The following is a 25,093-nucleotide window of genomic DNA, read 5'->3' on the forward strand; positions in this document are numbered from 1 at the left end:
GCTATCCCTGCTATCCCTTAAAGTATACTATATCTAAAGTGTCTTCCTCATTTTCTCGATTATTGAAAGACCACGTTCTATCATATCCATGTGATCGGATATTTTCCTGATGTCATCCTCTGAGCGCATGGAACGCGCGCATGAGATCATCTTTTCCATCAACAGTGATTCAAGTTCAGTTGCTGAAGGAGAATCCGGCTGGCTGGAAGGATGTCTGGCAGAGTCTGCCTCTGGTACCTGAGAGGGAGCATCTGTCTTTACCGTATCTTCCATCGCAGCCTGCGACTGTATGTCGTTGAGCTCTTCGGAAAGAGAATCCCCTTCCGCAGATACTGGAGCAAGCCTGTTACTTGTGCCTGACTCGGGCTGTAATTCCTGCTGGAGCTTGTTGCGCGGGTCAGTCGCGCCCTCACAGACAGGACACATGATCCTACCTTGGTATCTGAACATAGGCGATCCACAAACATCGCAATGCTGCGCAAGCATAGTGCCACCGATCTCCAGCATTCTGGAGATCTTTTTTACCATATCATCGTCCGTATTTGTCATTGAATTCCATCCTGGTTACACAAAATATATACCAATGAAAGTCTTTTTATAGAACGTAACTATTTAGGAATAACTGAGGTAACCCTTATTTTGATTTTAAAATTATCAAGGTGATCATATGTCAGATTATGGACAAGTCATTGAGGAATGTAAACAGAAATTAGAGTATATAGCGAACGACAATTCGGTTCCTAGAAATATCAGACGTTCCGCAAATGAAGTTCTGGAAACTTTAAGGAAAAAAGACGAACCGTTATTCTTGAGAACCTCATCAAGCATATCAGTGCTTGAAGATATAAGCAATGATCCGAACATTCCTGTTCACACCAGAACCCTTATCTGGGACGTGGCCAGTCAGCTTGAAACAATACCAGTTGACGAGTAATAAGGAATAATCCGTATAATTAAGCATTTGGTTCTCTCAATGTGCAGTCCACCGGGACTGGCACACTGTTCTTTCCTTAAACAGTAACAAGCCGTAATAGGCTCATCCACAGTTGTAGCAAGATGGGGGAAACGTGATAATTGACATCTTCGACAGGATCAGAACAAAACTCGAGGATAAGGATACAGCCCGCGAGCGAAGTTTAGCAATATCACGCGACATAGTACGCAATTGCAGGACAGCCATGTTCGACATGCATAAAGGCAAGTTTGAAAAGGCTACCGTACTCCTTGAAACATCTAAGAGGTCGATCAAAGACCTCAGTTACGTTCTTGAGGAACATCCTGATGTATACTATTCAGGATTTGTCGAGCATGCTCAGCAGGAGTATGTCGAATGTTCCATAGTTTTCGAGTTGCTCAGGCACGGAGTTGAAACCAACAGCATACCAGGACCGGAAGAACTTAAAGTGGAATATGCCGCTTACCTTAATGGCCTGGGTGATGTGAACGGAGAACTCAGGAGGCACATACTTGACCTTTTAAGGAAGGAAAGGGCCCCGGAAGCAGAAAAGTTCCTGGACACTATGGAAGAGATATACACATGCCTTATGATGTTCGATTTCCCGGATGCGATGACACGGGGCCTTCGACACAAAACAGATACCACGCGCGCAATACTCGAGCGTACACGCGGAGATGTGTCGACTGCCATCAGACAGCTGAGACTGGAAAACGCGATGAGAGAGTTTGAGAGAAGGACAGATTAATTTCCTTTATAATATTAAGAGGACTGTTCATGAGATTCGATCCTGATGAAATAAAGAAAAAAGCCAATGAAGATTTTGACAGCACGTGGAACGCGGGAAAAGAGTTCGTAAAAACAACAGGTCTGAACGAACAGTATCCTCATCTGTCCATCAAATATGGAAAACCACATCCTATATATGAGACCATTTCAAAACTGCGTGAAGCATATCTTCGCATGGGCTTTGAAGAGATGATGAACCCGCTTATAGTGGATGAAAGGGAAGTTCACAAGCAGTTCGGGCACGAGGCCCTTGCAGTCCTTGACAGGTGCTATTATCTTGCCGGCCTGCCACGCCCCAATGTCGGTATTTCTGATGAGAGCATAAGTGCAATCAGATGCATTCTGGGAGATATTGGTGATGAGGATGTCGAGACGATCAGGAAGATCCTGCATTCTTACAAGAAGGGTGACATCGAGGGAGATGACCTCATTCCGGAGATATCATCAGCAGTCGGCGTATCAGATACCCTCGTAGTCGAGATGATAGACCAGGTGTTTCCCGAGTTCAAGGAACTGGTCCCCCAGTCTACAAGAAGGACACTGAGAAGCCATATGACCTCCGGGTGGTTCATCAGCCTCGCATCCCTTCAGGAGCGCGCAAAGCCTCCGTTCAATCTGTTTTCCATTGACCGCTGTTTCAGGAGAGAACAGGAAGAAGATGCTGCACGCCTTATGACATATTACTCCGCATCCTGTGTGATAATGAATGAGGATGTGACCGTAGACCATGGAAAGGCCGTGGCCCAGAGCCTGCTGTCCCAGTTCGGATTCGAGAAGTTCATGTTCAGGCCCGATGACAAGCGCAGTAAGTACTATGTTCCTGATACGCAGATCGAGGTCTTCGCATACCACCCGAAGCTAGTAGGCTCCAGGACCAAGTATTCCGACGGCTGGGTGGAAATCGCCACTTTCGGGATATATTCACCCACTGCACTTGCACAATACGGCATCTCCTGCCCGGTAATGAATCTCGGGCTAGGTGTCGAAAGACTTGCAATGATATTATACAACGCAACTGACATCCGTTCACTCATATACCCACAGATCGCACAATATTCCGAGTGGAATATGGCAGATGACGAACTTGCAAGAATGATCTATGTGGAAAATGTCCCTGAAACCCCGGAGGGTAAAGATATCGCAGAGGCCATTGTAGCTGTATGTGATGAATATGGCTCCACTCCAAGCCCATGCGAGTTCGTGGCATGGGAAAATGAGATCGAAGGGAAGAATGTAAAGGTCAGTGTCGTCGAACCTGAAGAGAACACCAAACTCTGCGGACCCGCCGCTTTCAACGAGATAGTTGTATTCAATAATGATATACTTGGCATACCCGATAACAAGAAGTGGAAAGAAGCCCTCGAGAACCATTCCGCCAGAACGGGATTGAGATTCCTTGACTCCTTTGCCGCAAAGGCTGCAAGGGACATAGAAGAGGCCATTGCAAACGGCGAGGATGAAGTTGAGACAAGGGTACGTATCGTCAAGGTCCCATCCGAGATAAACATCTGCCTGGAGCCTCTTGCAAGCCGCTATATAACCGGCAAGAAGAAAAAAATAGATATCCGCGGACCGGTGTTTACCACAGTGAGGACAACAATTGAATAAAGATAGACTGCGTGAGTGGTTCGACCCACAAAAACGAAGTCTGAAAGAACTCAGGGAACTACAGCACAGGGCCGTTGAAAGAATCGATCTGGAGGACGGTTTCGATCGGATAGAAACAGTTGCGGGCATGGACTGCTCATACATTGACAAGAATATAATATGTGCAATGGTCATTCTCGACTATGCAACCATGGAAGTCATTGAGAAAAGGCATGCTATCCAGGAAGTGGGGCTGCCTTACATACCCACATATCTCAATTTCAGAGAGGGATGTGCCATGGCATCTGTTTTTTTGCAGGTGTCCACAAGGCCGGACATCACGATATTTGACTCCTGCGGGATAAACCATCCGATAAGAGCGGGAATGGCGGCTTATTTTGGTGCTGTAATGGATGTCCCCACGGTCGGTGTTTCAAAAAAGATACTTTGCGGCCACGCCATCACTCCTGTGAATACAGGCGAATACCATGAACTAATGCAGTATGAGGAGCAGATAGGCTGGGTCCTGAAATCCAACAAGAAGAGTAACCCGATAATCATAGCTCCCGGAAACAAGGTTTCCATGGGTAGCTGCCTTGAGGTGGTACAACACTGCCTTAAAGGATACAAACTTCCGGAACCCACAAGGCTTGCACACAACTATGCAGGTGAGATAAGAGAGGAACTCAGGCGAAAAACGGAGGAATCCGCCTGAGAGCACAGCTTGAAATACCTAACATCATATCACTGGCAGGCATTGGCGAGCCTGTGTGTATTACATTCGAGAATGAGAAGGGAACTTCTTCAGAGCTGCTGTATTGCGAGATCGTACATAGGGCAAGATACGGCGAATCATTCCTCATTGAAAAACAACGCTGTAGCGCAGGAGATCATATACTGGGAAAAACATCCCGGAGCCCTGCCGATTACTACCTGCGGGCCGGAAGGTACAGGGACATGGAAACCGCGATCAGGGCGGCAGACTCACTTCTATGCATCGAAAAGGAATACAGATCGATCCGTATCGAACCATTGTCCGTGAGCAAAAATGATCCGGACGTATTCCTGCTTTTCCTCAGACCTGAAAGTGCAATGAGGATCTTGCAGGCATATGCGTACCATTTCGGAAAAGGGCCGGATACTACTGGCATCGGAGCCGCCTCCATATGCTGTGACTGCACTGCAAGACCACTTACGCAGGGACTTGGCATGTCCTTTGGCTGTAAAGGTTCCAGAAAACACAGCGATTACGCAGATACAGAGGTCCCCCTGGGCATAAGCAGGGACATTATTCAAAAAATAGAAGAGGGGCTTGAAAAGACCCCTGATACATATGAATGAAACGTTACAAAGAATTACTGTGCATTGTACAAAGGTATTTCTTCTGCGTCAACCTTTGAAACTTCACCCATCTTGTTATTCAGAACCTTACGTACACGAGCTATACACCTGGGGTCGAGCTGTAACCGGAGAATCGTCATCTCACGTTCTTCATAATACATCTCACTGTTTTGAACGACCCTCTGAGTACTTACGTGATGTTTGAGCAGTCTTGCTACTATACCGGTTGTCCCACCTGTCAGGTCATCCGGACTTGTACGTGTGAGAAAGATAAACTCACCCACGGCCAGATTCATTGCCGCAAAGAAATTATGAGGGCTTCGAATCTCGATAGTAAGTAACCTGTTCTGTTTTAATTCTGCGATTACACGTTCAGATAAACCGGTTAATGCAACGTATTCCATTTTATCACCCATACATCGGGAATTCCTTTCTCGGACCCGGAGGCTGTTCGCTTGTCCTGATATCCTCTGCAAGCCTTTGCATTTCTATTTCGATCTTCTCTGCCTGTTCTATGAGACTTTCGGTATTAACATTAAGATCATAAAGGAGATTTAATACGTCTATCACAACTGCAGCTGCCCGTGGGTCAGGATTCTGGCTCCTTGTCGATCCCAGCAGACTTATAGCAGGCATATGGCGTACCAGACACTCGGACATTATACTCCCCGAAATACCGGATATCGTCCCCATCTTGAAAAGTTCCACCTTATCCTTTATCTTCTCCAGCATCTCATTATTTGTTGCTGCACCGAAGACCTGATGGTCCTCGCTCATCGTGGCAATTCCAGCAAGAGAAACAACTTCCTTGACATTGATAGATTGTGCCCAGTCAAGAAAAGCCTTACTTATATCATAGGCTACCACTGGGTTTACAGGAATGTCAGACACCACCATGACAATATTGTTCTCGACGCTTTCATAGATCCTTACTGGCATGTTTATGAGCCCCTCATAAAGGACAGTTATGGGAGGAAAATGCCTTGAGTCCATAGAACCCATATATTCCATTTTGAGCTCATCGATTATTTGCTGGCTTGCAATATTACCAACCAGCCCAATCCCCGGAAAGCCTTCTATAAGAACAGGACTCTCAGACTTTATTGTACTTGTCATTATCTTTACATCATTATCATCGTAATCTGTTTCTGACAAAAAATCACCTTCCAAAAGGAACTAAGTCAACTCCCTGATGAAGATATATACTTGCTACATAGATAAGAGCATCGTTTGCCATTACAATAACTTATATCAGATAAACGAAGCAATGGTATATTCAGAATCCAGGTGATAAAATGGAAAGATCAATAACATATTTTGAAGATGTAGGACCAGAGAACACTCAAGAACTTCTGAAAGCATCTGCAAAAAGAGCAGCTGAACTCGGGATCGAATATGTGGTACTTGCCAGTACAAGTGGAGAGACCGCATTAAAGGCAGCTGAAGAATTCAAAGACCAGAAAGTGAAGATAATTGCGATCACACATCAGTACGGCCTGAAAGAGAGCGGCAAATGGGAAGTTGATGAGGACAAGCTTAAAAAACTTAATGAACTGGGAATTGTTATGACAACCCAGTCACACATGTTCTCAGGTGTAGAGAGGGCAATCCAGAAGCGCATAGGAGGCGCCAGCAGGGCGGACGTGATCTCTGATACACTTCGTGCGGTCTTCGGAAAAGGTTTCAAGGTAGCTATTGAATGCGCCATGATGGCAGCGGATTCGGGACACATACCTGTTTCAAAGGACACGGAGATAATTGCCATTGGCGGAACCCGATGGGGAGCTGATGTTTCAGTGGTACTCAGGCCTGCACACTCATTTGACTTTTTCAGCATGCAGGTGAAGGAGATCATAGCCATGCCCCGGAATAAAGAGGAATGAGAGAATAATTATCAGAGATATCCGAAGGCCTAAAAATGTCCGGGCATTCAATGCAATATTTGTGAAGAATTGAGCAGGATAATAAAAAAACTAACTTTATCTTTTATCCTTTTTTTTATCCTCATCCGGAAGGTCGCAAATGTCAGATTCCTTTGAATTCCTTATTTTACCGGACTCCGAACCCATGGATGTAGCCATCTTGAGAAAATACGCAGTCAGCAATACAAACACTGCAAAAACTACAACTGCAATTACCAGAACTGTTAGTGTATCCATAAAAAAGTAGAGAAAAGTACCAGATGGTACTTTACTGTGGTTTCTCGTAGAGCCGGGTCTTGGTCATCAGGTTTCCTTTCTTGGAGTGTGCCTGTCTGAAGACGCTGTCGTTAGCCTTCTCTATTTCCCTTGCCTCGATTGCCATCTGCGCTGCTGCGCGCATCATCTCGTGACCTGCTGCTGTTGTGAGCGCAACCTGTTCGAGTTCCTTCATCATGAAGCATGCAGGGAAGTTGATCTTTGCGACCATATCTGCCATATGGAGTGCTGCCAGTCCCTTTGCCTTTGCGTACGGATTGTTGAAACCTGCTCTCTCTATGCATTTCTCCGGTTTTGCGAGTATGTGCGGAAGTTCAAGTTCCTTACCTTCGTCAGCCATTGCAGTAACCTTGTCGAGTTCTTCCTGAATGAGCCTTACAACACCACAGGTTGAAAGGACCTTCATTGCGTCGGAGTTGAATGATGCCATCTCCACAGGGTCGAGGAACTCTGTCTTTGCACCGATGAGCGGGTCAACGGTCATGATTATATAACCAAAGCCTGCTTCCTCAAGAGCTGCGCGGTCGTCCTTCTTGGTAGGACCGTCGGAAATAACGATGCATGGAACGTCCTTGTAAAGTTCACGTGCTGCGGTTGGCCCGGGTGCGCTTGAGTTAGGGCTGATCATGACGTAGAAATCAGCATCGAATTTTTTAAGCTCCTCTGTTGCGGCTGCTTCGTCTTTGCCCATTTTTGGACCGGTTCCGAAAACACGAACAGTGATCCCTTCTCTTGCTGCGATTTCGTCCTGTACCAGATCAATAACCTGGCTCATACCAAGGTTACCTAGTTTAATGAATCCAATCTTTGCCATGTAAAATCACAGTAGTGCAATGTTCGGAGTAGCATATATTACTTTTGGAATAATACCGGCACCTGTATTCAGGAGTAACGGATACAGGACAAAGCAGGAAAATTTTATTTAATTAACTTACCTGAGCTTTATCGAGCCTGACCCAGAAAGTGCTGCCCTCTTCAGGAAAATTGCTGTCCACACCAACACTGCCGTTGTGAAGAGTTACAATCTTATGCACAATTGCAAGACCAAGACCTTTCCCCCTGATACTTCCCTTTTTTGCTTTATCCAGCCTTGAAAAGCGTTTAAATATAAATTCACAGTCCTCCTCGGGAATGCCACTTCCCCGGTCCTTCACACATGCCTGCCATTGATCATCTGAGTCTGAGATGGATATTTCCACATGGCTTCCCTTCGGGCTGTACTTGATCGCATTGGATACAAGATTCGCAAAGACCAGTTTTATCGTAGAGTGCACCAATACAGGATACCGGCCCTCTGTTTCCAGACATATGGTCATTTCCTTTTTTTCGAATTCCGGTGTGAACTCATCTGCAATATTCCTGAGGATCACTCCGAGGTCATCCGCTGAAAAATCCAGTCCGGTCACAGAATCAAGTTTGGCAAGTTCCGCTGCCTGTTCTATAATATTGATCAGGTTAATATTACTTTTTTCAATATTGGAAAGCAAGGACTTCTTCTTTTCATCGTCCTCCAATTCAAGCAGAATGCCGACAAAGCCGTTGATCAGAGATGCAGGATTTAACAGATCATGACGCAGGATATCTGCAAAAAGTTCTTTCAACTGGTTAGAATACTGCAGTTCCTCTGAATAGACCATAAGTTCCTGCTTGTTCTTTTCCAGATCCTCGATCCATCGCCTGAAAGCAAGTCCATAAGCCATCATGACTTCTACAAGAGGTGTTGAAAGGAAACCTACTGACTCCATCATTCTCTTGGGAGGAAGTTCAGTGGTCAATCTTGAAACTGCAGTTTCATGCAACTCGATGATATCTTCTGGAGGAACGTTGAATTTTACCAGTTCATAACCCAGATCTTCAGATCTCATAAGATACTTTTCTTCATGTGTCTCGACATAACCCCTTAAAATCTTATAATACCTGTCTTTGAATTCCGTTTTTGTAATATTCATCACCCTGTCATATACACAAGTATAGTTGCATCATCTGTCATGCGACCGTGATCCCCGAGTAGTGTTCTGGCCAGTTCCTGTTCATCCTGAAGCAGATACCTATCGTACGCCGAAAGCTTGAGACTTTCAGGTATACCATCTGTCCACATAAGAAGGAGGTTATCAGGAGATAACTGTGTTCTCTCAATGTGCAAATGCCTGAAACCGCCTCCCACGATACCCCAGCTTGAAGAAAAGTGAGAAACATCTTCCCCGTAAATCATAGCACGTGTGTTCCCGATACCTCCATACTCAAGGCTGTACTCATTCTGATCCACACGGACAATACCCATGGCCACACCTCTTGTTTGTTTGACAGCCCTGTCACATCCCGAAAAGAGAGTATCCAGAGATTCACCGAGATGGGAAGAGACATACCCAAGAGCAGCTTTTGCAGCTTCCTCTGCATGTATTCCATGACCCAGTCCGTCGATCATACAGAGGGTCAGAAGATCATTTTCAAGCCACCAGTCACACTGGTCCCCACAATGTACGTCTCCATTGAACGAACGGGATTCCATTGCTATTCGCAAAAATACCACAACCTGCTTCTAATACATGTTTTGAAATCGTCAGTTACCAAAATGTCAAGTTCATCCATCAACCTTTCAACTGCAGGAAGACCTGATCCAAGACCCGGTCCCGTTGAATAACCATCCTGCAAAGCCATATTCACATCCTTTATCCCCGGACCAGAGTCGATTGAAATAATCTCAATCCCGATGCATCCGTTTTTCCTGATCCCTCTGATAGATATGGTACCACCTGCAGAAGTGTGATACACAAGATTAGAGGCAAGTTCAGATGCTGAAATTGCTGCCTTGAATATGTACAGTTCCGGAAAACCAAGTATCCTTGTGATTGCCCGTACTTTGGTCTGAACGTTTGCGACATGAGAGGTCTTTGTTACCTCCACTTTTGCCTCAAGATTCCCTCCAGCAGAACCGGGAGCAGGGATATCAGACATGTGGACGACTCATTTCCAGATTTATCTTTGTCAATCCGGGCTGCGACTCTATCTGAAAATCATTAACAAGCCTCTTTGCACCGGGGAGGCCTGCACCCAGTCCTCCACCAGTTGTATAACCATCTTCCATAGCCTTGTCCACATCAACAATGCCTGGCCCATAATCCTCGATCTCTACTTTAATACATATCTCTGAAGAAGAAGTTCCCGTAACAATATGACATACACCTTCTCCTGCATATTTGATCACATTTCTTGTCAGCTCGGAGATCGCAGTGGCCATACGTGTCTGATCAGCAGAGCCAAAGCCTATATCAGCCATTTTTTTCCTTGCAGTCTGCCTGGCTATTAGGATGTCATCTTCATTTCGAAGATCTATGCTAATCTCACTTATTTCAATCAACCCCTTCGTTGAACATTTTTACCAGTTTGTCAAAACCTTTGTCAAGATTCAGTGCGGTATCCACACCGATCAGCTCACGCCCCATTTCAACCAGTGTCAGCGCAACCATTGGTTGCATGCCACAGAGGACAACCCTTGCACCCATTAGACGTGCCATTCTTGCGGTCTCATTGATGACACGGGCCATGAAAGAGTCGATTATGTCCATTGCCGTGATGTCTATGACAAGACCTTTAGCACCGCTTTTCTCCAGAGTTGACATGACATCGGACTGGTATTTCAGTGCGTCATCATCGTTCATATCACTCTGTATCGAGGTGAGAAGAATATTTTTCAATTTCAGTATTGGAATTTCCACATAATCACCTCTGCTTACACAAGTTTTCTTCCTACAAGTGTGAAGGCTTTTGATACACCATCTTTTAACGAGCCACATGTGATAATATCACTTAGGTCAACCCCAAGAGTTACAAGAGTCTGGGCAACATTGGGGCTGAAACCGGTTATGATAATTTCAGCGCCAAGCATTTTACCCGCACTGACAGTCTTGAGAATATGCTGTGCAACGCTGGTATCGATCATCGGAACACCGGTCACATCAAGTATCGCCACGGTGGCTTCGTTCTCAACTATAGATGAAAGGAGATTCTCAATAATCTGCTGGGCACGCATAGTGTCAATCACCCCTACAAGCGGAAGTATTACAATACCTTCCCAGAGTTTGATAACCGGAGTAGAAAGCTCCATTATAGTTCGGCTGTGTTCCTGAACTTCTTCCTCGATCTTCACCCTCTCGGTAATATCAATGACGTACTCGACTCCGCCCACAATATTACCATCCTTATCTCTCAAAGGTGACGCAGTGTATTCGATGGGGAAGGTCTTGCCTCCGGTTGTAATCTCATTTCTCCATACATACTTCCTGTCATTTTTCATTGCCTGCTTGACGCGGCAGTTATCTGTTCTGCAATGGGAGGACTGCACAAAGTCATAACACTTCTTACCCTCGACATTTTCAAAATCGTCCCCCATCCATTCGCATCCTGTGTTGTTTAAGAACAGTATATTAAAATCCAGATCAACGGCCATCACCATACATGGAAGTTGATTAAGCACATCCTTTGCAATATCCACATTTTCCACATTATCTGAACTTACATTTTCGTTAACCATCTAATACCTCCTGGTTAAAAACGTGATTAAAAAGCATAATACAAGATAATAATATATTATAATATATAATAATTAGCTATATATAAACAGATCACATGCAATCTTTTTTAGCATCAACTCAAAAAAAGGGCTTAGTTTGAAAGTATTTGTCCGAAAACCTTAAAAGCAATGTGACTTATTTCACATCAATCTCGGCACTTAAATACTGTTTCATGACGGGATTTAAAATCTAGGTTTGATCAAGTGAGTAGTACTGACAATTCTGAAGCAAGGATCAAGTTAGTAGTTTTTGATATGGACAGCACCCTGATAGATGCTGAAACCATTGACGAACTTGCAAAAGTTGCAGGGGTAGGAGAGAAGGTAGCCATGATAACCAAACTGGCTATGAATGGAGAACTCAACTACTCAGAGGCCCTTACTGAGAGAGTGCGTCTTCTGGAAGGTCTGAACTTTGAAAGGGCAAAAGAAGCCCTGGACAGTATGCCTTTCATGCCTGGCGCAAAAGAGCTGGTCAAATTTTTAAAATCCCATGGATACAAAACCGCAATGATATCCGGCGGATTCACCCTTGCTGCAGAGCGTGTGGGTGAAACACTGGGTATGGACCATGTGGTTTCAAACGAACTTCTGATAGACAATGGACACATAACAGGGGAGGTCACGGGACCTCTTACAGGAGAAGGATCAAAGGAACCTGTCCTGGAAGAGATCTCCGGTGAATATGGGATAGAACCCGAAGAGTGTGTTGTGATAGGTGATGGTGCCAATGATATCTGTATCTTCAAAAGAGCCAGATATGCCATAGCATTTAATTCAAAACCTATATTACACGAGCACGCCGACATTGTCATCACAGAAAAAGACCTTGAGGCAGTAATACCAGTGATCCAGGCACTGGACCCGTAAAGCCAGAATCGTGCATTATGAATGCATGAAATGCCAGCTTTTTTGCTGGATCGGGAGGATAAAAAGGATATGTTGAAAGAACTGAACGACAAGAAGACTGAACTTAAGAAGCAGTCTGAAGAATACAAGACAAAAAGAAACGAACTCAACGCAGAAGCAAGTAATTTAGCCTCAAAGCGTAACGAGCTCAACAAGAAGACAAAAGACCTTATCAACGAAGCACAGGAGTACAAGAAACTCCGCGATGAGAACAACGAGAAGGTAAAGGAATACAAAGTACTTCGTGATGAGGTCAACGCAAAGGCAAACGACATCTTTGCACAGATAGACCAGATCCGCAATGTGAACAATCTTGGCGGCCCTTCTATAAAGGACATACGCAAAGAGATCGACAAACTGGAATTCACACAGCAGACCGAAGTCCTTACGACAAGCAAGGAAAGAGAACTTGTCAACAAGATTACTGAACTTCAGAAACTCTATTCTGCAAAGAAAGAACAGCTTGAAGGCAATCAGGAACTCAAGGACCTTTTGAACAAAGCCCAGGAAATAAGAGACGAGGCTTCTGAACATCATAAAGTACTTTCTGAATATGCCCAGCAAGCACAGGATTATCACGATAAGATGATTACCACTTTCAAGGAAGCGGATAAGATCCGTGCAGAATCCGACGCTGCCCACAAGGATTTTGTCAAGTTCCAGGAAAGTGCCGATGAGCAGCACAAACTGTTTATATCAGCTCAGAAAGAGATCCGTGACATTGATAAAGAGATCCGCAAGATCAAAAAAGGCGATGTCGATGGCAAGAAAGAGGCTGCAAAGGCAGATGCCCGCAAGGATGCAGAGGATATTTTCGATAAGTTCAAGTCAGGTGGCAAACTTACAACCGAGAACCTCATGGCTCTCCAGAGGTCAGGTTTCCTTAAATAATCAAAAATTGATCAAAATTGAGGGGTGAACTTTCACCCTTCCCATTCTGTTTTTATAGTTTTTATAATAATTATCGTTCAAGTCCGAGATGGACCTTCCTGAATTCAGGATCCCGCATCAGGCAGGGACCTGCTTTGAAAACAGGGTCTTTATATATCTTTTTCCATACAGATCCCAATGATTCACTGTGGATGTTACCGTATGGTTTCGGCATGCATGCACAAGGCAGCACATTCCCTTCAGGAGTTACGTGGAGCCACTTCCTGCCTGCAAAACAGCCCATTTTTCGGATGAGTTGAGGGATCGGGAATACACGCGGGCCTTCTGCACAGGATGTGCGCTCTACGAAATCATCGAACTTTTCCAGATCTTCTGCAGAAAGGACTTCCTTTTCATGACCCTGCCACCTGCCAGTGGGAACTATCTCATAGAAAGAAAGTTCATGCACACTCAGTTCCTTTGCAAGCTCATAGAAGTCATCCAGTTCACCGATGTTCCGGGGGGAAAGAACCACATAGATACCGACCAGAAGACCGGCATCCAGACCGTTCTTTATAGCATCCGTGGCTTCCCTGAAAACGCCCGGCCTGCCACGCATAAGGTCATGTCCTGCTTCATGTGCACTGTCAAGGCTTACACTAAGCATAGAGAGCCCGGCATCTTTTAGACTTGAAGCACGCTCCGGATTCAGGCCCACACCGGACGTAAAAAGACCAGGGATTGCACATGACTGGTCGACATAGCTGATGAGATTTTCAAGACCATCGTAGAGCAGAGGCTCCCCGCCATCAAATATGATAAGAGTTGTACCCATATGCTGGGCCTGGTCAATCACGCTCTTCACAACACCAGGATCCAGCCGTGCATTATTTCTGGTGTCCGGGAGAGCACAGTGTATACACCTGTTAGGACACTCCTCGGTGATTGAGATTGTGATCTGTTCCGGAATATATTTTCCCCTCATTGCACTCATCTGGCTTGATACAAGGCGGTCAAATGCCTCGCTGGGTATGGGAGGCATCCAGGTAGAGTATATCAGCCGGTCTTTTTCTACCTTAGAGGGTTTTGTATCCTCGAATATCTCCAATATATCCGAAACAAATGAGCCCATGATAGAGGATGCTATACCTGAAGTCTTCATCCTGACCCTGCCATCCTCTAGCCGGGCATATACTTTGAAAAACGGGTTCCTGTAGAAATAATATTTATCCTTCATCGTTCACTTTGTCCTGAAGACAGCCCTGTATGAGAGTATCGAAGAGGGATTGTTCTTCAATATCATCTTTGATATCTGTAAAGCCTGGCTAAAGGGACTTCCACCAAGGATCTTCAGGTCTTCTCCTTCAAAGACCTTTATCATCTCATCGATCTCTTTATTGTTCATTTTCCTGAGAGTCTCAAGGGCTAACCTTCCAAGATAGTACTCTGTCCTGTATGTTCTGTTCCAGAGTTGCCTGTATTCGGACAGGTATCTTTTTGATGTATCACCTTTTGCAATGGCTTCAGCTGCGATGTCACCACACATCTGCCCTGCATGCATGCCATATCCTATGCCGGACTGAGCTGCGGAGCCGCCGGTTATCATTACGCCGTCTGCAACTATCTCCCCCGGGAGAGCAGCTATCGGGTCACCACCCACTGATGTGTTGATGATCTTCACTTCATCTATACCCTTCAGGGTCTTGAACTTTTCAAGCCAGTCATCAAAGAAATCAGAGACATCCTTGCCGTGCCTGCGTACATACATACCAAGGGTCGCCCTGTTCCCGCCACATGGAGAATAAGTGGACTTCCAGCCCGGTGCATGATTCCCAACATAGTATTCGAACATATCCGGTTCACCGATACCTTCTGCCTCGATCTCGGCTTCCAGGGACCAGGCGATATCTTCCGGATGCTTTATGGGTTTCATGCCAAGAAGTGCACTTATCCTTGAGTTGATACCGTCCGAGACGATTACCAGTTTACACTTCATCTTACCTTTCGAAGTACTTACCAGAAAGCTTTTTTCAGACCTGAGAACGTTTAGGACCTCTATACCAAAGCGAACCTCTGCGCCCGCTTCCTCCGCCTGCCTGATATAGAATTCATCGAACTTCCTGCGGTCAAGGAAGTATGCATCTCCTTCAAAAGCAACATTCCTGCCCGAAGGTGCTATAATATAGGCACCCCTGAGGTTCTTGACAACATAACTCGGGTCCACTTTCTCGCCTGTACGGTCAAACATTCCTTTGAAGAACGTGTTCGCCGGGTGGGTGGGCACACCTGCTGCTTCTTTTTTATCCAGAAGGATAACTTTGCAGCCTTTTGCTGATGCATTCCTTGCTGCCATAACTCCCGCAGGGGAAGCTCCTATTACAATGATATCCGCATCCATATCGAACCTCGTTCACAATTAATTAATTCTAGTCCTACCATAATATAACGGCATATGCCGGAACAAATATGCAAAGTATTACATCAAGAATGAGAGAACCAAACATGATGCCCCTGTATCTGGAACCCTGAAGGAACAATCTTCCTCCACGTTCAGGTGTCGGGTTCTTCATAAAATCAAATGACTGAGTGAGCATCCACCCGCCTGCAAGCAACGCACCGGCAAAGTATATGGGACCGATCTTTGCTGTGAGTCCGATGGCAATGGAAGCAACAACACCTACGACCCACATGAGGGTTACGAACTTTGCAGTTCCAGGCACCCCGAATGTTACCGGGAATGTGGGAGCACCTCTTGCACGGTCTCCCTCAATGTCCCTTGCAACGCCCGAAAGAGTGAAACCCCAATCTGTAAAACACATCATCAAACCAAGGAAAATTGCAGGCAGCGGCAGTATGTCACCGTAGGATGGGACTACGCCGAAAAGCCCGGGAATGTTAAGCACTCCGGTAGAGTCGAATGCAAGCCAGATACCTATGGGAACAAGACCGTAGGCAATACCCACGGGCACAAAGCTCAGGAATGTGGCTCTTTTAGCTATGGCCGAGTAGATGCTGATTGTTGCAACAGCTATCAAAAGCACCACAAAGGACTCCGGGTTGAGTATAAGCGCAGCCGCACCGGCAACCAGGAAAAGGAAAAGCGCGTATTTGAGCGCCTGATTCCGCGTGAGCCGTTTGGATACCAGCGGACGGTTGGGAAGGTTGATCTTATCGATATCCATATCGCAACAGTCATTATAGACATAGGAACTCGTGATAGCTGCGTAACCGCCAATCACCGCGATTATGAAAGGTATCAACGGAGGGAACGATCCAGTCGCAAGATAGGCTGCCAGCAGAGCACTGGCAGCAGGAAGGGCAATATCCATATCGGCTATCTCGGGCCGGAGGAGCTCAACATAAGGATTCCTAGTTTTTGATTCTGAAATGGAAACCACGTTATCACCAGTAAATTCTAGCCTCCTAATTTTCAGTATCGTATATTTAGTTTTGGAGAGGGGCGGGGAATAATGGAGGGAGTTTTATGGACTTGTCATGCACTCATCTCTCATGCATGAATTTGGAAGGATTTATTTAATATGTTAGTTCAATGCTTTTTCATTCTCACCAATACTCTGGTTTATTCAAAGCATCTGCACAAACAACTCTGCCCTTAAATCCATCAGTTGTTCCTGTGCTTAGAGAATAGATCATCCATGCACCCGCATGTTCTTCAGGAATTGGATAAGGTGCAGTAAACCCCATACTTGCAGCATCCTGCTTAAATCCATATTTTGGATAATAGCTTTCAGGTCCGAAAACAAAAACCATTTCAGCACCACTTGCTTTTAATCTATTCAATCCCTCATTAATTAACATTCCACCAATTCCCTGTCTCTGATGGGTCGGTTTAACTGCCAGAGGTGCAAGAATGTAAACTAATGGAGATGATGTATTTCCATCAATGGCTGCTTTTGTGAAAAGAATATGCCCTAATGCTTCTTCTTTCTTGAAAGCCAACAAAGATATGACTGGTTCTGCGCTTTTATCTTCCAGAAGCTGAGCTACAAGAACTGCTTCATCCTCAGATTCAAAAGCCTCTTTTTCAATTTCCATTACATTGTTAAAATCTGAGTCTTTTGTTTCCCTTATCTGAATATCATCTGTTGACATACCACACCTTCTTAGTTTAAGCAACGCTAAAAATATCAACAACTTCTCATTTTGATTTATGTTTCTGCATCTCACGTTTTGCCATCATGTTGGAGCCAAACGTGTATAAAAGAATGACGAAACCCAGCCATATAAAGTGCTCTCCTGTTTCAGGCATACCCAGATATTTCAGGGCCAGGCCAATACCAAAGATCACCAGATTGACCATACCTATCTTTTTATTCTTTCTTGCGGTTTCATCATAAAGCTGCTTGTGTACTAGATACTCTTTTTTTTCATCTTTCACGTTTTCACAACCATTGACAGGTAGGTTATAGAGCCTGTGCTGAAAATCCTTTTGGTAATTTAGAACATCTAACATCCTGGCTTGACAGGCATTTAAATCACCTCTGTCCACCAGATATCTGTCAATAAAGCAATGTTCCTAATTCACCTCTCTCTCAGCAACCTCCCTAATCCTCCTGATGATCGACGCCAGCCCATCCGCCCTTGCAGGCGAAAGATTTGACTTCAGGCCGATCTCATCTATGAAATACAGGTCGAGATCCAGTACCTCCTGAGGAGGGCGGTTGTTCACAACCTTGAGTAAAAGAGAAATGATTCCCCTGGTTATCATGGCATCACTATCAAGATCGATTATGAGTCTGCTGTCCTCTTTATATGTCCTGATCCAGACCTTTGACTGGCATCCGCTGATGGAGTTCTCCTCGTTCCTGAATCTCTCATCCATGGGCTCGAGCTCTTTGGCATAGGAGATGAGCAGACCGTACTTGTCAAGCCATTCGAGGCCATCGAACTGTGCTATGATCTCGTCCTGGACAGCATCTCTCATGCATACATCATCCTTACTTTTTCTATGCCTTCAATCAGCATATCGGCATCTTCTTTTGTATTGTACAATGCAAAACTTGCCCTCACCGTGCCTTCGGTTCCGAGGGACCTCATCAGAGGCTGGGCACAGTGATGTCCGGTCCGCACAGCTATTCCCATCTTGTCCAGTATCAGTCCTGTGTCGTAGTGATGAATACCGTCAAGGTTGAACGAGATGGAACCGCACATCTCTTCGGTGTTCCCGTAAACCGTCACACCGTCGGTTTCCAGTAACCTGTCCCTTGCATAGGAATATACCTCATGCTCGTGCTTCCTTATCCGGCCCATGCCGATATTCTGCATGTAATCGATTGCAGCACCGATACTTATTGCACCCGCAATGTGGGGTGTGCCTGCTTCGTATTTTAGAGGAGGGTCCAGGTAAGTCGTTTCTTCAAGGGTCACCCTGTCAACCATACCCCCACCGCCTTTTGCAGGCATGATATCACTAAAGCGCTCGCTGGTGTAAAGCACGCCAACCCCGGTAGCTGCATACATCTTATGGCCTGAGAAAGCCAGGAAATCACAACCTATATCCTTCATATCAAGCGGCAGGTGCTGGATAGACTGGGCTGCGTCCACCAGGACAGGAATATCGTGATCCTTTGCGATCCCGGTTATCTCTTTTATCTTATTTACAGAACCAAGGACATTCGAGACATGAGAGATCGATATCAGTTTTGTTTTAGCAGTAATCTCCATTGAATCCATCAACAAATTGCAGTCAAAATCCATCGGAATTGCCCTGAGCTTTGCACCTGCGAGTTGCCATGGCACGATATTTGAGTGGTGTTCCACACCGGTTATCATAACTTCGTTGCCCTTCAAAACCGGTTCAAGCGAGCGTGCTACCTGATTAATGGAATCGGTTGTCCCGGCAGTAAACGTCACCTCATCCGGATTACCGGCACCAATGAAGTCACAGACCTTTTGCCTTGCCTTCTCATATTTTTCACTTGATATCTCGCTTAAATAATGCACTCCTCTATGAATATTGCTGTTGTCAGACCTGTAGAAATCAGATATAGTATCAAGCACTAGATTTGGTTTCTGGCTTGTTGCTGCATTATCAAGATAAAATAGTTGTTTCCCATATATCTCTTTATCAAGTATCGGAAAGTCTTTCTTAAAATCGGTCATCTTTTCACCATTTCAGCAAGAGAAAACCACTTTTTACCATCTGCATAGATATTTGCCAGGGAAAGGCCTCCGGCATCTGCCATTTTACTGATATGGTCAACAGTATACTTATGAGAGTTTTCCGTGTGGATTGTCTCACCTCTTTTAAAGGTTATACTTTCGTTTAGCAGAGGGCTTGTTATTTCCAGATCCTTTTTTGCTTTTAAGTGCATCTCGATCCGGGACAGTTCCTTATTGAAGAACGCAAGGTGCTCAAAATCATCAGGATTGAAATTTGTTCCAAGATGATTATTTGTAACTTTCAATATGTTCTTATTGAATTCCGCAGTGATTCCCCGACTGTCGTTATATGCCCTCTCAATTACAGTAATATCTTTTACCATGTCAACCCCAAGAAGCAATCTGTCGTTACTGTTCATGACATCTCCGAGATGTCTCATAAATTCCATTGTTCTTAATTCAGTAAGATTACCTATTGTGCTCCCGAAAAAACAGAAAAACTTCTTTCTATTTCCCGGAATTGTTTCCATATGCTCAAGAAAATCAGCATTGACCCCATGAATACCCATTTCGGGGTATCTCTTCCGGAGAATACGGGCAGACTTTTCCAGAGCTTCTCTGGAGACGTCCATTGGGTAATACACTATAGTCTGACGGACTTCTTCAGGAACTTCATCAAGGAATACAGAGATCTTTGAACAATCCCCGCTCCCAAGCTCTACAAGATTGCAGTCTTTAAGATCGGAGTTCAGTTTTCTGGCAGTTGACCTTAACAATGGTATCTCGATCTTTGGTGGATAGTATTCCTCAAGTTTTGTTATTTTCTCAAACAACTCCGACCCCGCCGGGTCATAGAAGAACATACAGGGAAGGGTTTTTGGATCAGACTTCAAACAAGCTACCAGTTTCTCTTTGATCGAACTTTCTCCGATCTCCGGCATAAGATCCTCTATTATCATTCTTCCGGCACACCTGTTTCAAATGGCATATCATTATTGCTCCACTCAAACCATCCGCCATCATAAACTGCGGAATTATCCCACCCCATAAGCCATGCATTAAAGAAGGCTTCACTGCCCCTCCAGCCAGTTCCGCAGTAAAATGCATTGCGCTTGTCAGGAGTGATCCCTGCCTTCTTCCAGTTTTCTGCAACTTCCCTGTGCTCACGCATAGTGTGATCCAGATTCCTGTAATTTTCCATATGGTATGCATCTGACCCGCAATCCCCGAAAACTGCTCCCGCAATCCTGCCTTTTTTCTGAATATAATTATAACCGGTTACCTCTCCGATATATTCCCGCCAGCTTCTGACACACACCAGGTTTTTGTCAGAGGATAAAAGAATCTCTTTTGCTTCTTCAAGATCGACAGCTATCTCAGGCTTTTGAGGAATTTCGATACCGAAAGACACTCTGTTGCTTACAGCAGGCTCTTTTGTGACATCATAACCTGAATCAAGCCATGAATGAAGACCTCCATTGAGTATACGGACATCTTTTACACCGGCATAAAGCAGGATAAATGCACATCGCATTGCACCCAGATGACCTGCGCTGCTTCCCGGGAAGGGGTCCTCGTTCTTTGGATAGGAGAACCTTCCATAAACAATAACTGTGGTATCATATGATATGCCTGCACTTTCCAGTGCTTCTTTTAGTTCTTCGGGAGAGCGGCGGTTCCATGTCTGCGGGGATTCGAGAGAATTTGTATCAATTGGTATTGCTCCCGGAATGTGCCCTTCATCATAATCTAGAGGATTCCTGTAGTGGACATGGCATACCACGAACTTATCGTTATTATACTCAGGAGCATTGTTCTTTGTGATCAACTGATTTAACCAATCAGCTGAGACCAGCTGCCTGTACCTTTCAAGGCGTTCCATGGGCAGATCCTTTTCAGCCCATTCGAAAAATGAGTTGTAAACAGTTACATCAGGATATCCGGCTTTTCCAAATAGTTCTGCCACTTCTTTGATGTTATCTTTGTTATAACCATAGATCAGAAGAGAATCTTCCGGCATTATACCCTTATTTCTTACGATCTCTATCCAGTCAATATAGTGTGACCATTTATATGGCAGTGATTTTGCACCCTTAATGTGTCCCCCTTTTGCTTCTCCACCCTCTTTCCATCCGTTATAAGCATCAACGGACCTGATATCGATTACCTTATATCTATGTAAATTCTCAGATAATTCATCAGTAGTAATTTCTTTCATACAATATTAGTTTGGTCTATTAGTATATATGTTATTCAGTGCTTAATAACATTAAAATTTTAATTATTACTGTATATTTAACCAATTTCTTCTTAGAACTTTGCACGTAGATAATTCATCAAAGTAAATTTAAGCTGCCGCATTTAATCTGGAATAATAAGTGCCTAAAGTGCCTAATAAAACTTTTACTAAAAAGTAAGAATTGGAAATAGATTATTCACTTTGTGGATAGACAACTGTGAATTTATCCATTCCCTCCAGTTTATTCACAAGAGGATGTTCGAATCTTTCCTGCATAATGAACGTAAACTCTGCTTCCGGATTCAGTTCTACAAGTTTGATAGTATTCAGGTAAGCCTGTTCAAGAGACTCGTAATCAGGAGTTCTAACAACTTCCGCATTGAGCGGATAGATCTCTACAAGTTCCTGAGGATAGGCACCGAAGGGTGGTTTGAAGACCAGAACATTGTCATATTCTTTGTCTGCCCTTCCCGGAGGGGAGGACCTTATCAGTGCAGAACCACGAATCGTGAACCTGTCCAGGTGATTTGCAAAACGCAGTACTTCAGGACGCCGGGAAGATTCCGGGCCGCAGTAGAAGAAAGTGGACTTGGAAGCAGGATCTACTTTTTCAAGCCAGTCTGAGTATGTGTACATCCGTTTGAGGGCTTCCAGCATGCGCGGGTGAGAACGGCAGCGCTGTTCCACAAGTTCCAGTAGGTTGCCCTCCCATATAGCCTGCTTGACCACACGCACTTCCTGGAAAGTCACATAGAGATTGTGCCTTGCCAGCAGTTCAGTACAGTTGTGGGCTTTGTTCAGCTCTTCGGCCGAATGGTTCATGCATACAGGACACGAGCACGGAAGATATTTCAGGTTATCAACATGGAATGTTCCCCTGGAAGTGATATAGCGCCTGTCCTTTGCATAAAGGGCATAGGCAGCCGAATCGAACAGGTCACAACCCAGAGCCACGGCAAGGGCAAACATCATGGGGTGACCTGCACCGAAAAGATGTACCGGAGCAGCAGGGTCAAGCCCTTTCTTGGAGGCTGCTATGACATCCACCAGGTCTGCATAACGATAGGATTCCATGAGAGGGACCACGGCTCCGAAGGGATAGATATCGAAACCTATTTCAGACAGAGTCCTTGCAGATCTCTCCCTGAGCTCACTGTAGGTAGAACCCTGCACCGGACCTGCAAGTAACATACCATCTCCTGTGACGAGCTCACGGGCAGCCTTCAGGCGTTCTATGGTAATATCTAACTCTTCTTCGGCACGCTTGAAGTCTACATCAGGAGGTGTGGGAATGTCCAGTGGAACGGCGATGTCAGTACCTATCTTTTGCTGGAAGTCAATGATGAGCTCATTTGTGACCTCGACCTCGCCGTAGACTGACAGCTGGAATGAACCGGAGTCGGTCATGATCGGGCCGTCAAAGTCAAGAAGAGCATGCAGACCATCCTTGAGCGCCTTTTCCCGCAGTTCTTCCTTGCGATAGATTATGTATGAATTGGTAATAAGTATCTGTGCCCCGAAATCTCTCATCTCCGAGGGCTTTATGGTCTGGAGATTTGGATTGATAACCGGCATAACAGTAGGTGTTTCCACTACACCGTGCGGTGTTGCCAGCCTGCCTATACGGCCTGCGGCATCCTTATGGATTATATCGAATCGTGATGACATGTAGGGGGTAGATAAGGTTGAAGATATATGTAACTTCCTTTAATACAAATCAAGAGTTGATGAATAAGCATGCCCAAAAGAAATAATATCAATTACTGCATAATCTGAACAGAATGTGGGAAAATCCTTTGCATCAAATAAGATGCAGACAAAAGTCGAGTTTGAAACTACCATACGGTGTACATTACTACAAAACTGCATTAAAAAATCCAGTGAAACTTTATGATTGAAATTACATGGATCTTCATTTTTTTGTGTCTAATGCAATCTGCTATGTTCTCAGGGCTGACAATAGGTCTTTTTGGACTGAGTCCCCTGAGGCTTGAAATAGAAGCAGAACTAAAGAACCCTTACGCATTGAAGCTCCTTGGGCTTCGCAAAGATGCAAACTACCTGCTTTCCACTTTACTATGGGGCAACGTAGCTGTCAATACTCTGCTCGCACTGCTCACGGACACTTTGATGACAGGAGTTGCAGCCTTTATATTCTCCACTGTAGGCATAGCCACCTTCGGAGAACTGCTCCCCCAGGCATACTTCTCACGCAATGCGCTGAAAATGGGAGCATTTCTTTCACCCATTGTGAGGTTTTACGGGATACTTCTCTACCCCGTGGCCAAACCTTCTGCTATTGCCCTGGACCGGCTGCTCGGAAAGGAGCAGGTAGAGTATTTCAAGGAACGGGCATTCCGTACAATGATATCAAAACATGTGGCTACATCCCTTTCGGACATAGACAGGTTTGAGGGCACCGGAGCTTTGAATTTCCTTTCTATTGATGACCTTGCTATCAAGAACGAGGGGTCGTTGGTACATCCCCAGAGTATAATACAACTTCCGTTTGAGAACAACCGCCCTGTATTCCCGAAGATTGAAAGAGATCCGGGTGACGTGCTGCTCAGGGACATTGCTTCCTCGGGCAAGAAGTGGATTATTGTTGTAAATGAACAGGACGAACCTAAGATAGCCATAGATTCAGATGGGTTCTTAAGAGGTGCCCTCAGAATCGACACGGGCTTTGATCCTTACAGATACTGTCACCATCCAATTGTAGTCTCAAATCCTAATGAGAAAATTGGTAGTGTCATAAACCGCCTTAAGGTCTATCCGAGAGATATGGAGGATGATGTCATTGATGAGGACCTGATACTTTACTGGAACAAGGATGATCCGGTTAAAAAAATCATTACCGGATCGGATATACTGGGCCGCCTGCTACGTGGGATAGTTATCAGGGTAGAATGAGTGGCATGCATTGCAGACATAGGGTTCCGGCCTCTTTGGAAGATAAAATCATATTCATACGATAAATTCAGGAGTGCATAAAGAGCTCTGTAGAAAATCCTTAAATTCAAGCAATTTTGGCTATAGATTCTACAGAGCCTCATAAAGTAATAAAGATCGCGTATTGCATGCGCATCAAATAACCAATTGAGATGACAATTAATTGTTCTTTATGAATTAAGACCGGGATAAATATCGGCAAGAGTGCCGGGAATATTTTTCCTAAATATCTTATTACCTTGCAGTCAACCTGCAAAACATCTCTATTTTAAGGAGAAAAATGCAGATATATTAAAATAAGAACAATAACCAGCCGAACTGAAAAAGGCTAAGTTGAGCAAAGAAATATATTTAATAATAATTATGACAGATAGGTCAACAACAAAGCTGTCAGTATGCATATAACAACCAGAAAAGTAGTAATAAGTAATAATAAGTGAGCCAGCAGCGATCCGTAGTTCCCGAAGGCTCTCGCACTTCAGTACAGTATGGAACGCGGGCAGGCTTATCTTCTGTGTTCGGGATGGGTACAGGAATTGCCCTGCCGCTATGGCCGCCAG

General features: G+C 44.8%; 30 protein-coding genes and 1 rRNA gene. 9 read left to right on the forward strand and 22 right to left on the reverse strand.

Features of this window, described 5'->3' with window-relative positions; genetic code table 11:
* Window positions 1-33 precede the first annotated feature (33 nt).
* Entirely contained in the window at window positions 34-549 is a 516-nt protein-coding gene (locus CUN85_RS05600) for an Sjogren's syndrome/scleroderma autoantigen 1 family protein (RefSeq protein WP_135389343.1), read from the reverse strand.
* A 118-nt stretch (window positions 550-667) separates the two neighbouring features.
* Here CUN85_RS05600 and CUN85_RS05605 point away from each other — a divergent pair, with 118 nt between their 5' ends.
* The 5 genes from CUN85_RS05605 (at window position 668) to CUN85_RS05625 (ending at window position 4,672) form a co-directional block, all read left to right on the forward strand.
* A complete protein-coding gene (locus CUN85_RS05605; RefSeq protein ID WP_135389344.1) occupies window positions 668-934 on the forward strand; it encodes a UPF0147 family protein in 267 nt (88 codons plus the stop codon).
* 133 nt (window positions 935-1,067) lie between these two features.
* Window positions 1,068-1,703 carry a haloacid dehalogenase gene (locus tag CUN85_RS05610; protein WP_135389345.1) on the forward strand — a complete coding sequence of 212 codons (636 nt, stop codon included), beginning with the start codon at window positions 1,068-1,070 and terminating at the stop codon, window positions 1,701-1,703.
* Between the two features lie 29 nt (window positions 1,704-1,732).
* Entirely contained in the window at window positions 1,733-3,352 is a 1,620-nt protein-coding gene (sepS, locus tag CUN85_RS05615; protein WP_135389346.1) for an O-phosphoserine--tRNA ligase, read from the forward strand.
* Window positions 3,345-4,046 carry an endonuclease V gene (locus CUN85_RS05620; protein ID WP_135389347.1) on the forward strand — a complete coding sequence of 234 codons (702 nt, stop codon included), beginning with the start codon at window positions 3,345-3,347 and terminating at the stop codon, window positions 4,044-4,046. Before sepS ends, CUN85_RS05620 begins: the two co-directional genes overlap by 8 nt.
* A gap of 53 nt (window positions 4,047-4,099) precedes the next feature.
* A complete protein-coding gene (locus CUN85_RS05625) occupies window positions 4,100-4,672 on the forward strand; it encodes a DUF169 domain-containing protein (protein ID WP_235856212.1) in 573 nt (190 codons plus the stop codon).
* Between the two features lie 14 nt (window positions 4,673-4,686).
* Here the strand turns inward: CUN85_RS05625 and CUN85_RS05630 are convergent, their stop codons facing one another.
* Window positions 4,687-5,076, reverse strand: a complete 390-nt coding sequence (locus tag CUN85_RS05630) for a DUF473 domain-containing protein (protein ID WP_235856213.1) — start codon at window positions 5,074-5,076, stop codon at window positions 4,687-4,689.
* A gap of 4 nt (window positions 5,077-5,080) precedes the next feature.
* Window positions 5,081-5,827 carry a proteasome assembly chaperone family protein gene (locus tag CUN85_RS05635; RefSeq protein ID WP_135389350.1) on the reverse strand — a complete coding sequence of 249 codons (747 nt, stop codon included), beginning with the start codon at window positions 5,825-5,827 and terminating at the stop codon, window positions 5,081-5,083.
* A gap of 140 nt (window positions 5,828-5,967) precedes the next feature.
* Between CUN85_RS05635 and CUN85_RS05640 the strand changes: the two genes are divergently transcribed.
* Window positions 5,968-6,555: a pyruvate kinase alpha/beta domain-containing protein gene (locus tag CUN85_RS05640; protein ID WP_135389351.1), complete on the forward strand. Its 588-nt coding sequence runs from the start codon at window positions 5,968-5,970 to the stop codon at window positions 6,553-6,555.
* Window positions 6,556-6,651: 96 nt separating this feature from the next.
* On the opposite strand, the gene CUN85_RS05645 is transcribed toward CUN85_RS05640, so the two are convergent.
* The 8 genes from CUN85_RS05645 to CUN85_RS05680 all read right to left on the reverse strand — a co-directional run bounded on the left by CUN85_RS05645 (window position 6,652) and on the right by CUN85_RS05680 (window position 11,401).
* A complete protein-coding gene (locus tag CUN85_RS05645; RefSeq protein ID WP_135389352.1) occupies window positions 6,652-6,831 on the reverse strand; it encodes a hypothetical protein in 180 nt (59 codons plus the stop codon).
* Between the two features lie 31 nt (window positions 6,832-6,862).
* The gene (locus CUN85_RS05650) at window positions 6,863-7,684 is read right to left on the reverse strand and encodes a F420-dependent methylenetetrahydromethanopterin dehydrogenase (RefSeq protein ID WP_135389353.1); all 822 of its coding nucleotides are present in this window, start codon (window positions 7,682-7,684) and stop codon (window positions 6,863-6,865) included.
* Window positions 7,685-7,796: 112 nt separating this feature from the next.
* Complete coding sequence (locus tag CUN85_RS05655) at window positions 7,797-8,819, reverse strand: ATP-binding protein (RefSeq protein ID WP_135389354.1); 1,023 nt, start codon at window positions 8,817-8,819, stop codon at window positions 7,797-7,799.
* Entirely contained in the window at window positions 8,819-9,391 is a 573-nt protein-coding gene (locus CUN85_RS05660) for a SpoIIE family protein phosphatase (RefSeq protein WP_135389355.1), read from the reverse strand. Before CUN85_RS05660 ends, CUN85_RS05655 begins: the two co-directional genes overlap by 1 nt.
* Window positions 9,382-9,825 carry an ATP-binding protein gene (locus CUN85_RS05665; RefSeq protein WP_135389356.1) on the reverse strand — a complete coding sequence of 148 codons (444 nt, stop codon included), beginning with the start codon at window positions 9,823-9,825 and terminating at the stop codon, window positions 9,382-9,384. Before CUN85_RS05665 ends, CUN85_RS05660 begins: the two co-directional genes overlap by 10 nt.
* A complete protein-coding gene (locus CUN85_RS05670) occupies window positions 9,818-10,228 on the reverse strand; it encodes an ATP-binding protein (RefSeq protein WP_235856215.1) in 411 nt (136 codons plus the stop codon). Before CUN85_RS05670 ends, CUN85_RS05665 begins: the two co-directional genes overlap by 8 nt.
* Window positions 10,221-10,664 carry an STAS domain-containing protein gene (locus tag CUN85_RS05675; protein ID WP_268921595.1) on the reverse strand — a complete coding sequence of 148 codons (444 nt, stop codon included), beginning with the start codon at window positions 10,662-10,664 and terminating at the stop codon, window positions 10,221-10,223. The genes CUN85_RS05670 and CUN85_RS05675 overlap by 8 nt, the downstream gene beginning before the upstream one ends.
* Entirely contained in the window at window positions 10,601-11,401 is an 801-nt protein-coding gene (locus tag CUN85_RS05680) for a PAS domain-containing protein (protein ID WP_135389358.1), read from the reverse strand. Before CUN85_RS05680 ends, CUN85_RS05675 begins: the two co-directional genes overlap by 64 nt.
* A 243-nt stretch (window positions 11,402-11,644) precedes the next feature.
* On the opposite strand from CUN85_RS05680, the gene serB reads away from it, so the two are divergent.
* Together serB and CUN85_RS05690 are read left to right on the forward strand one after the other, a co-directional pair.
* Entirely contained in the window at window positions 11,645-12,310 is a 666-nt protein-coding gene (gene serB, locus CUN85_RS05685) for a phosphoserine phosphatase SerB (RefSeq protein WP_135389359.1), read from the forward strand.
* A 69-nt stretch (window positions 12,311-12,379) separates the two neighbouring features.
* Entirely contained in the window at window positions 12,380-13,240 is an 861-nt protein-coding gene (locus CUN85_RS05690) for a coiled-coil protein (RefSeq protein WP_135389383.1), read from the forward strand.
* Window positions 13,241-13,310: 70 nt separating this feature from the next.
* On the opposite strand, the gene CUN85_RS05695 is transcribed toward CUN85_RS05690, so the two are convergent.
* From CUN85_RS05695 to tgtA, 10 genes are all read right to left on the reverse strand, one after another.
* Window positions 13,311-14,456 (reverse strand): radical SAM/SPASM domain-containing protein, encoded by a 1,146-nt coding sequence (locus CUN85_RS05695; protein ID WP_135389360.1) that lies wholly within the window; start codon window positions 14,454-14,456, stop codon window positions 13,311-13,313.
* Between the two features lie 3 nt (window positions 14,457-14,459).
* Window positions 14,460-15,617: an NAD(P)/FAD-dependent oxidoreductase gene (locus CUN85_RS05700; RefSeq protein ID WP_135389361.1), complete on the reverse strand. Its 1,158-nt coding sequence runs from the start codon at window positions 15,615-15,617 to the stop codon at window positions 14,460-14,462.
* A gap of 34 nt (window positions 15,618-15,651) precedes the next feature.
* Window positions 15,652-16,617, reverse strand: a complete 966-nt coding sequence (locus tag CUN85_RS05705; RefSeq protein WP_205804366.1) for a UbiA prenyltransferase family protein — start codon at window positions 16,615-16,617, stop codon at window positions 15,652-15,654.
* 166 nt (window positions 16,618-16,783) lie between these two features.
* Complete coding sequence (locus CUN85_RS05710; RefSeq protein ID WP_135389362.1) at window positions 16,784-17,332, reverse strand: GNAT family N-acetyltransferase; 549 nt, start codon at window positions 17,330-17,332, stop codon at window positions 16,784-16,786.
* 46 nt (window positions 17,333-17,378) lie between these two features.
* Window positions 17,379-17,618, reverse strand: a complete 240-nt coding sequence (locus CUN85_RS05715) for a hypothetical protein (RefSeq protein ID WP_135389363.1) — start codon at window positions 17,616-17,618, stop codon at window positions 17,379-17,381.
* Between the two features lie 138 nt (window positions 17,619-17,756).
* The gene (locus tag CUN85_RS05720) at window positions 17,757-18,164 is read right to left on the reverse strand and encodes a SufE family protein (RefSeq protein WP_135389364.1); all 408 of its coding nucleotides are present in this window, start codon (window positions 18,162-18,164) and stop codon (window positions 17,757-17,759) included.
* Complete coding sequence (locus tag CUN85_RS05725) at window positions 18,161-19,342, reverse strand: aminotransferase class V-fold PLP-dependent enzyme (protein ID WP_135389365.1); 1,182 nt, start codon at window positions 19,340-19,342, stop codon at window positions 18,161-18,163. The genes CUN85_RS05720 and CUN85_RS05725 overlap by 4 nt, the downstream gene beginning before the upstream one ends.
* Window positions 19,339-20,301, reverse strand: a complete 963-nt coding sequence (gene egtD, locus CUN85_RS05730; RefSeq protein WP_135389366.1) for an L-histidine N(alpha)-methyltransferase — start codon at window positions 20,299-20,301, stop codon at window positions 19,339-19,341. Before egtD ends, CUN85_RS05725 begins: the two co-directional genes overlap by 4 nt.
* A complete protein-coding gene (locus CUN85_RS05735; RefSeq protein WP_135389367.1) occupies window positions 20,298-21,560 on the reverse strand; it encodes a rhodanese-like domain-containing protein in 1,263 nt (420 codons plus the stop codon). Before CUN85_RS05735 ends, egtD begins: the two co-directional genes overlap by 4 nt.
* Before the next feature lie 213 nt (window positions 21,561-21,773).
* The gene (gene tgtA / locus CUN85_RS05740) at window positions 21,774-23,249 is read right to left on the reverse strand and encodes a tRNA guanosine(15) transglycosylase TgtA (RefSeq protein ID WP_135389368.1); all 1,476 of its coding nucleotides are present in this window, start codon (window positions 23,247-23,249) and stop codon (window positions 21,774-21,776) included.
* 222 nt (window positions 23,250-23,471) lie between these two features.
* Here tgtA and CUN85_RS05745 point away from each other — a divergent pair, with 222 nt between their 5' ends.
* Window positions 23,472-24,494: a DUF21 domain-containing protein gene (locus CUN85_RS05745; RefSeq protein WP_135389369.1), complete on the forward strand. Its 1,023-nt coding sequence runs from the start codon at window positions 23,472-23,474 to the stop codon at window positions 24,492-24,494.
* Between the two features lie 478 nt (window positions 24,495-24,972).
* Here CUN85_RS05745 and rrf read toward each other — a convergent pair.
* Window positions 24,973-25,093 (reverse strand): 5S ribosomal RNA (gene rrf / locus CUN85_RS05750).

Source organism: Methanolobus halotolerans (genome assembly GCF_004745425.1).
Classification (GTDB): Archaea; Halobacteriota; Methanosarcinia; order Methanosarcinales; family Methanosarcinaceae; genus Methanolobus; species Methanolobus halotolerans.

Bases quoted from the DNA above. Each gene is read 5' to 3' on its own strand.
- CUN85_RS05645 (WP_135389352.1), bottom strand. From the start codon at position 6,831: ATGGATACACTAACAGTTCTGGTAATTGCAGTTGTAGTTTTTGCAGTG.
- CUN85_RS05690 (WP_135389383.1), top strand. From the start codon at position 12,380: ATGTTGAAAGAACTGAACGACAAGAAGACTGAACTTAAGAAGCAGTCT.
- CUN85_RS05710 (WP_135389362.1), bottom strand. From the start codon at position 17,332: ATGTCAACAGATGATATTCAGATAAGGGAAACAAAAGACTCAGATTTT.
- CUN85_RS05680 (WP_135389358.1), bottom strand. From the start codon at position 11,401: ATGGTTAACGAAAATGTAAGTTCAGATAATGTGGAAAATGTGGATATT.
- sepS (WP_135389346.1), top strand. From the start codon at position 1,733: ATGAGATTCGATCCTGATGAAATAAAGAAAAAAGCCAATGAAGATTTT.
- CUN85_RS05600 (WP_135389343.1), bottom strand. From the start codon at position 549: ATGACAAATACGGACGATGATATGGTAAAAAAGATCTCCAGAATGCTG.
- CUN85_RS05665 (WP_135389356.1), bottom strand. From the start codon at position 9,825: ATGTCTGATATCCCTGCTCCCGGTTCTGCTGGAGGGAATCTTGAGGCA.
- CUN85_RS05700 (WP_135389361.1), bottom strand. From the start codon at position 15,617: ATGGATGCGGATATCATTGTAATAGGAGCTTCCCCTGCGGGAGTTATG.
- CUN85_RS05605 (WP_135389344.1), top strand. From the start codon at position 668: ATGTCAGATTATGGACAAGTCATTGAGGAATGTAAACAGAAATTAGAG.
- CUN85_RS05725 (WP_135389365.1), bottom strand. From the start codon at position 19,342: ATGACCGATTTTAAGAAAGACTTTCCGATACTTGATAAAGAGATATAT.
- tgtA (WP_135389368.1), bottom strand. From the start codon at position 23,249: ATGTCATCACGATTCGATATAATCCATAAGGATGCCGCAGGCCGTATA.
- CUN85_RS05695 (WP_135389360.1), bottom strand. From the start codon at position 14,456: ATGAAGGATAAATATTATTTCTACAGGAACCCGTTTTTCAAAGTATAT.
- egtD (WP_135389366.1), bottom strand. From the start codon at position 20,301: ATGATAATAGAGGATCTTATGCCGGAGATCGGAGAAAGTTCGATCAAA.
- CUN85_RS05655 (WP_135389354.1), bottom strand. From the start codon at position 8,819: ATGAATATTACAAAAACGGAATTCAAAGACAGGTATTATAAGATTTTA.
- CUN85_RS05630 (WP_235856213.1), bottom strand. From the start codon at position 5,076: ATGGAATACGTTGCATTAACCGGTTTATCTGAACGTGTAATCGCAGAA.
- CUN85_RS05735 (WP_135389367.1), bottom strand. From the start codon at position 21,560: ATGAAAGAAATTACTACTGATGAATTATCTGAGAATTTACATAGATAT.
- CUN85_RS05640 (WP_135389351.1), top strand. From the start codon at position 5,968: ATGGAAAGATCAATAACATATTTTGAAGATGTAGGACCAGAGAACACT.
- CUN85_RS05675 (WP_268921595.1), bottom strand. From the start codon at position 10,664: ATGTGGCTCGTTAAAAGATGGTGTATCAAAAGCCTTCACACTTGTAGG.
- CUN85_RS05720 (WP_135389364.1), bottom strand. From the start codon at position 18,164: ATGAGAGATGCTGTCCAGGACGAGATCATAGCACAGTTCGATGGCCTC.
- CUN85_RS05745 (WP_135389369.1), top strand. From the start codon at position 23,472: ATGATTGAAATTACATGGATCTTCATTTTTTTGTGTCTAATGCAATCT.
- CUN85_RS05650 (WP_135389353.1), bottom strand. From the start codon at position 7,684: ATGGCAAAGATTGGATTCATTAAACTAGGTAACCTTGGTATGAGCCAG.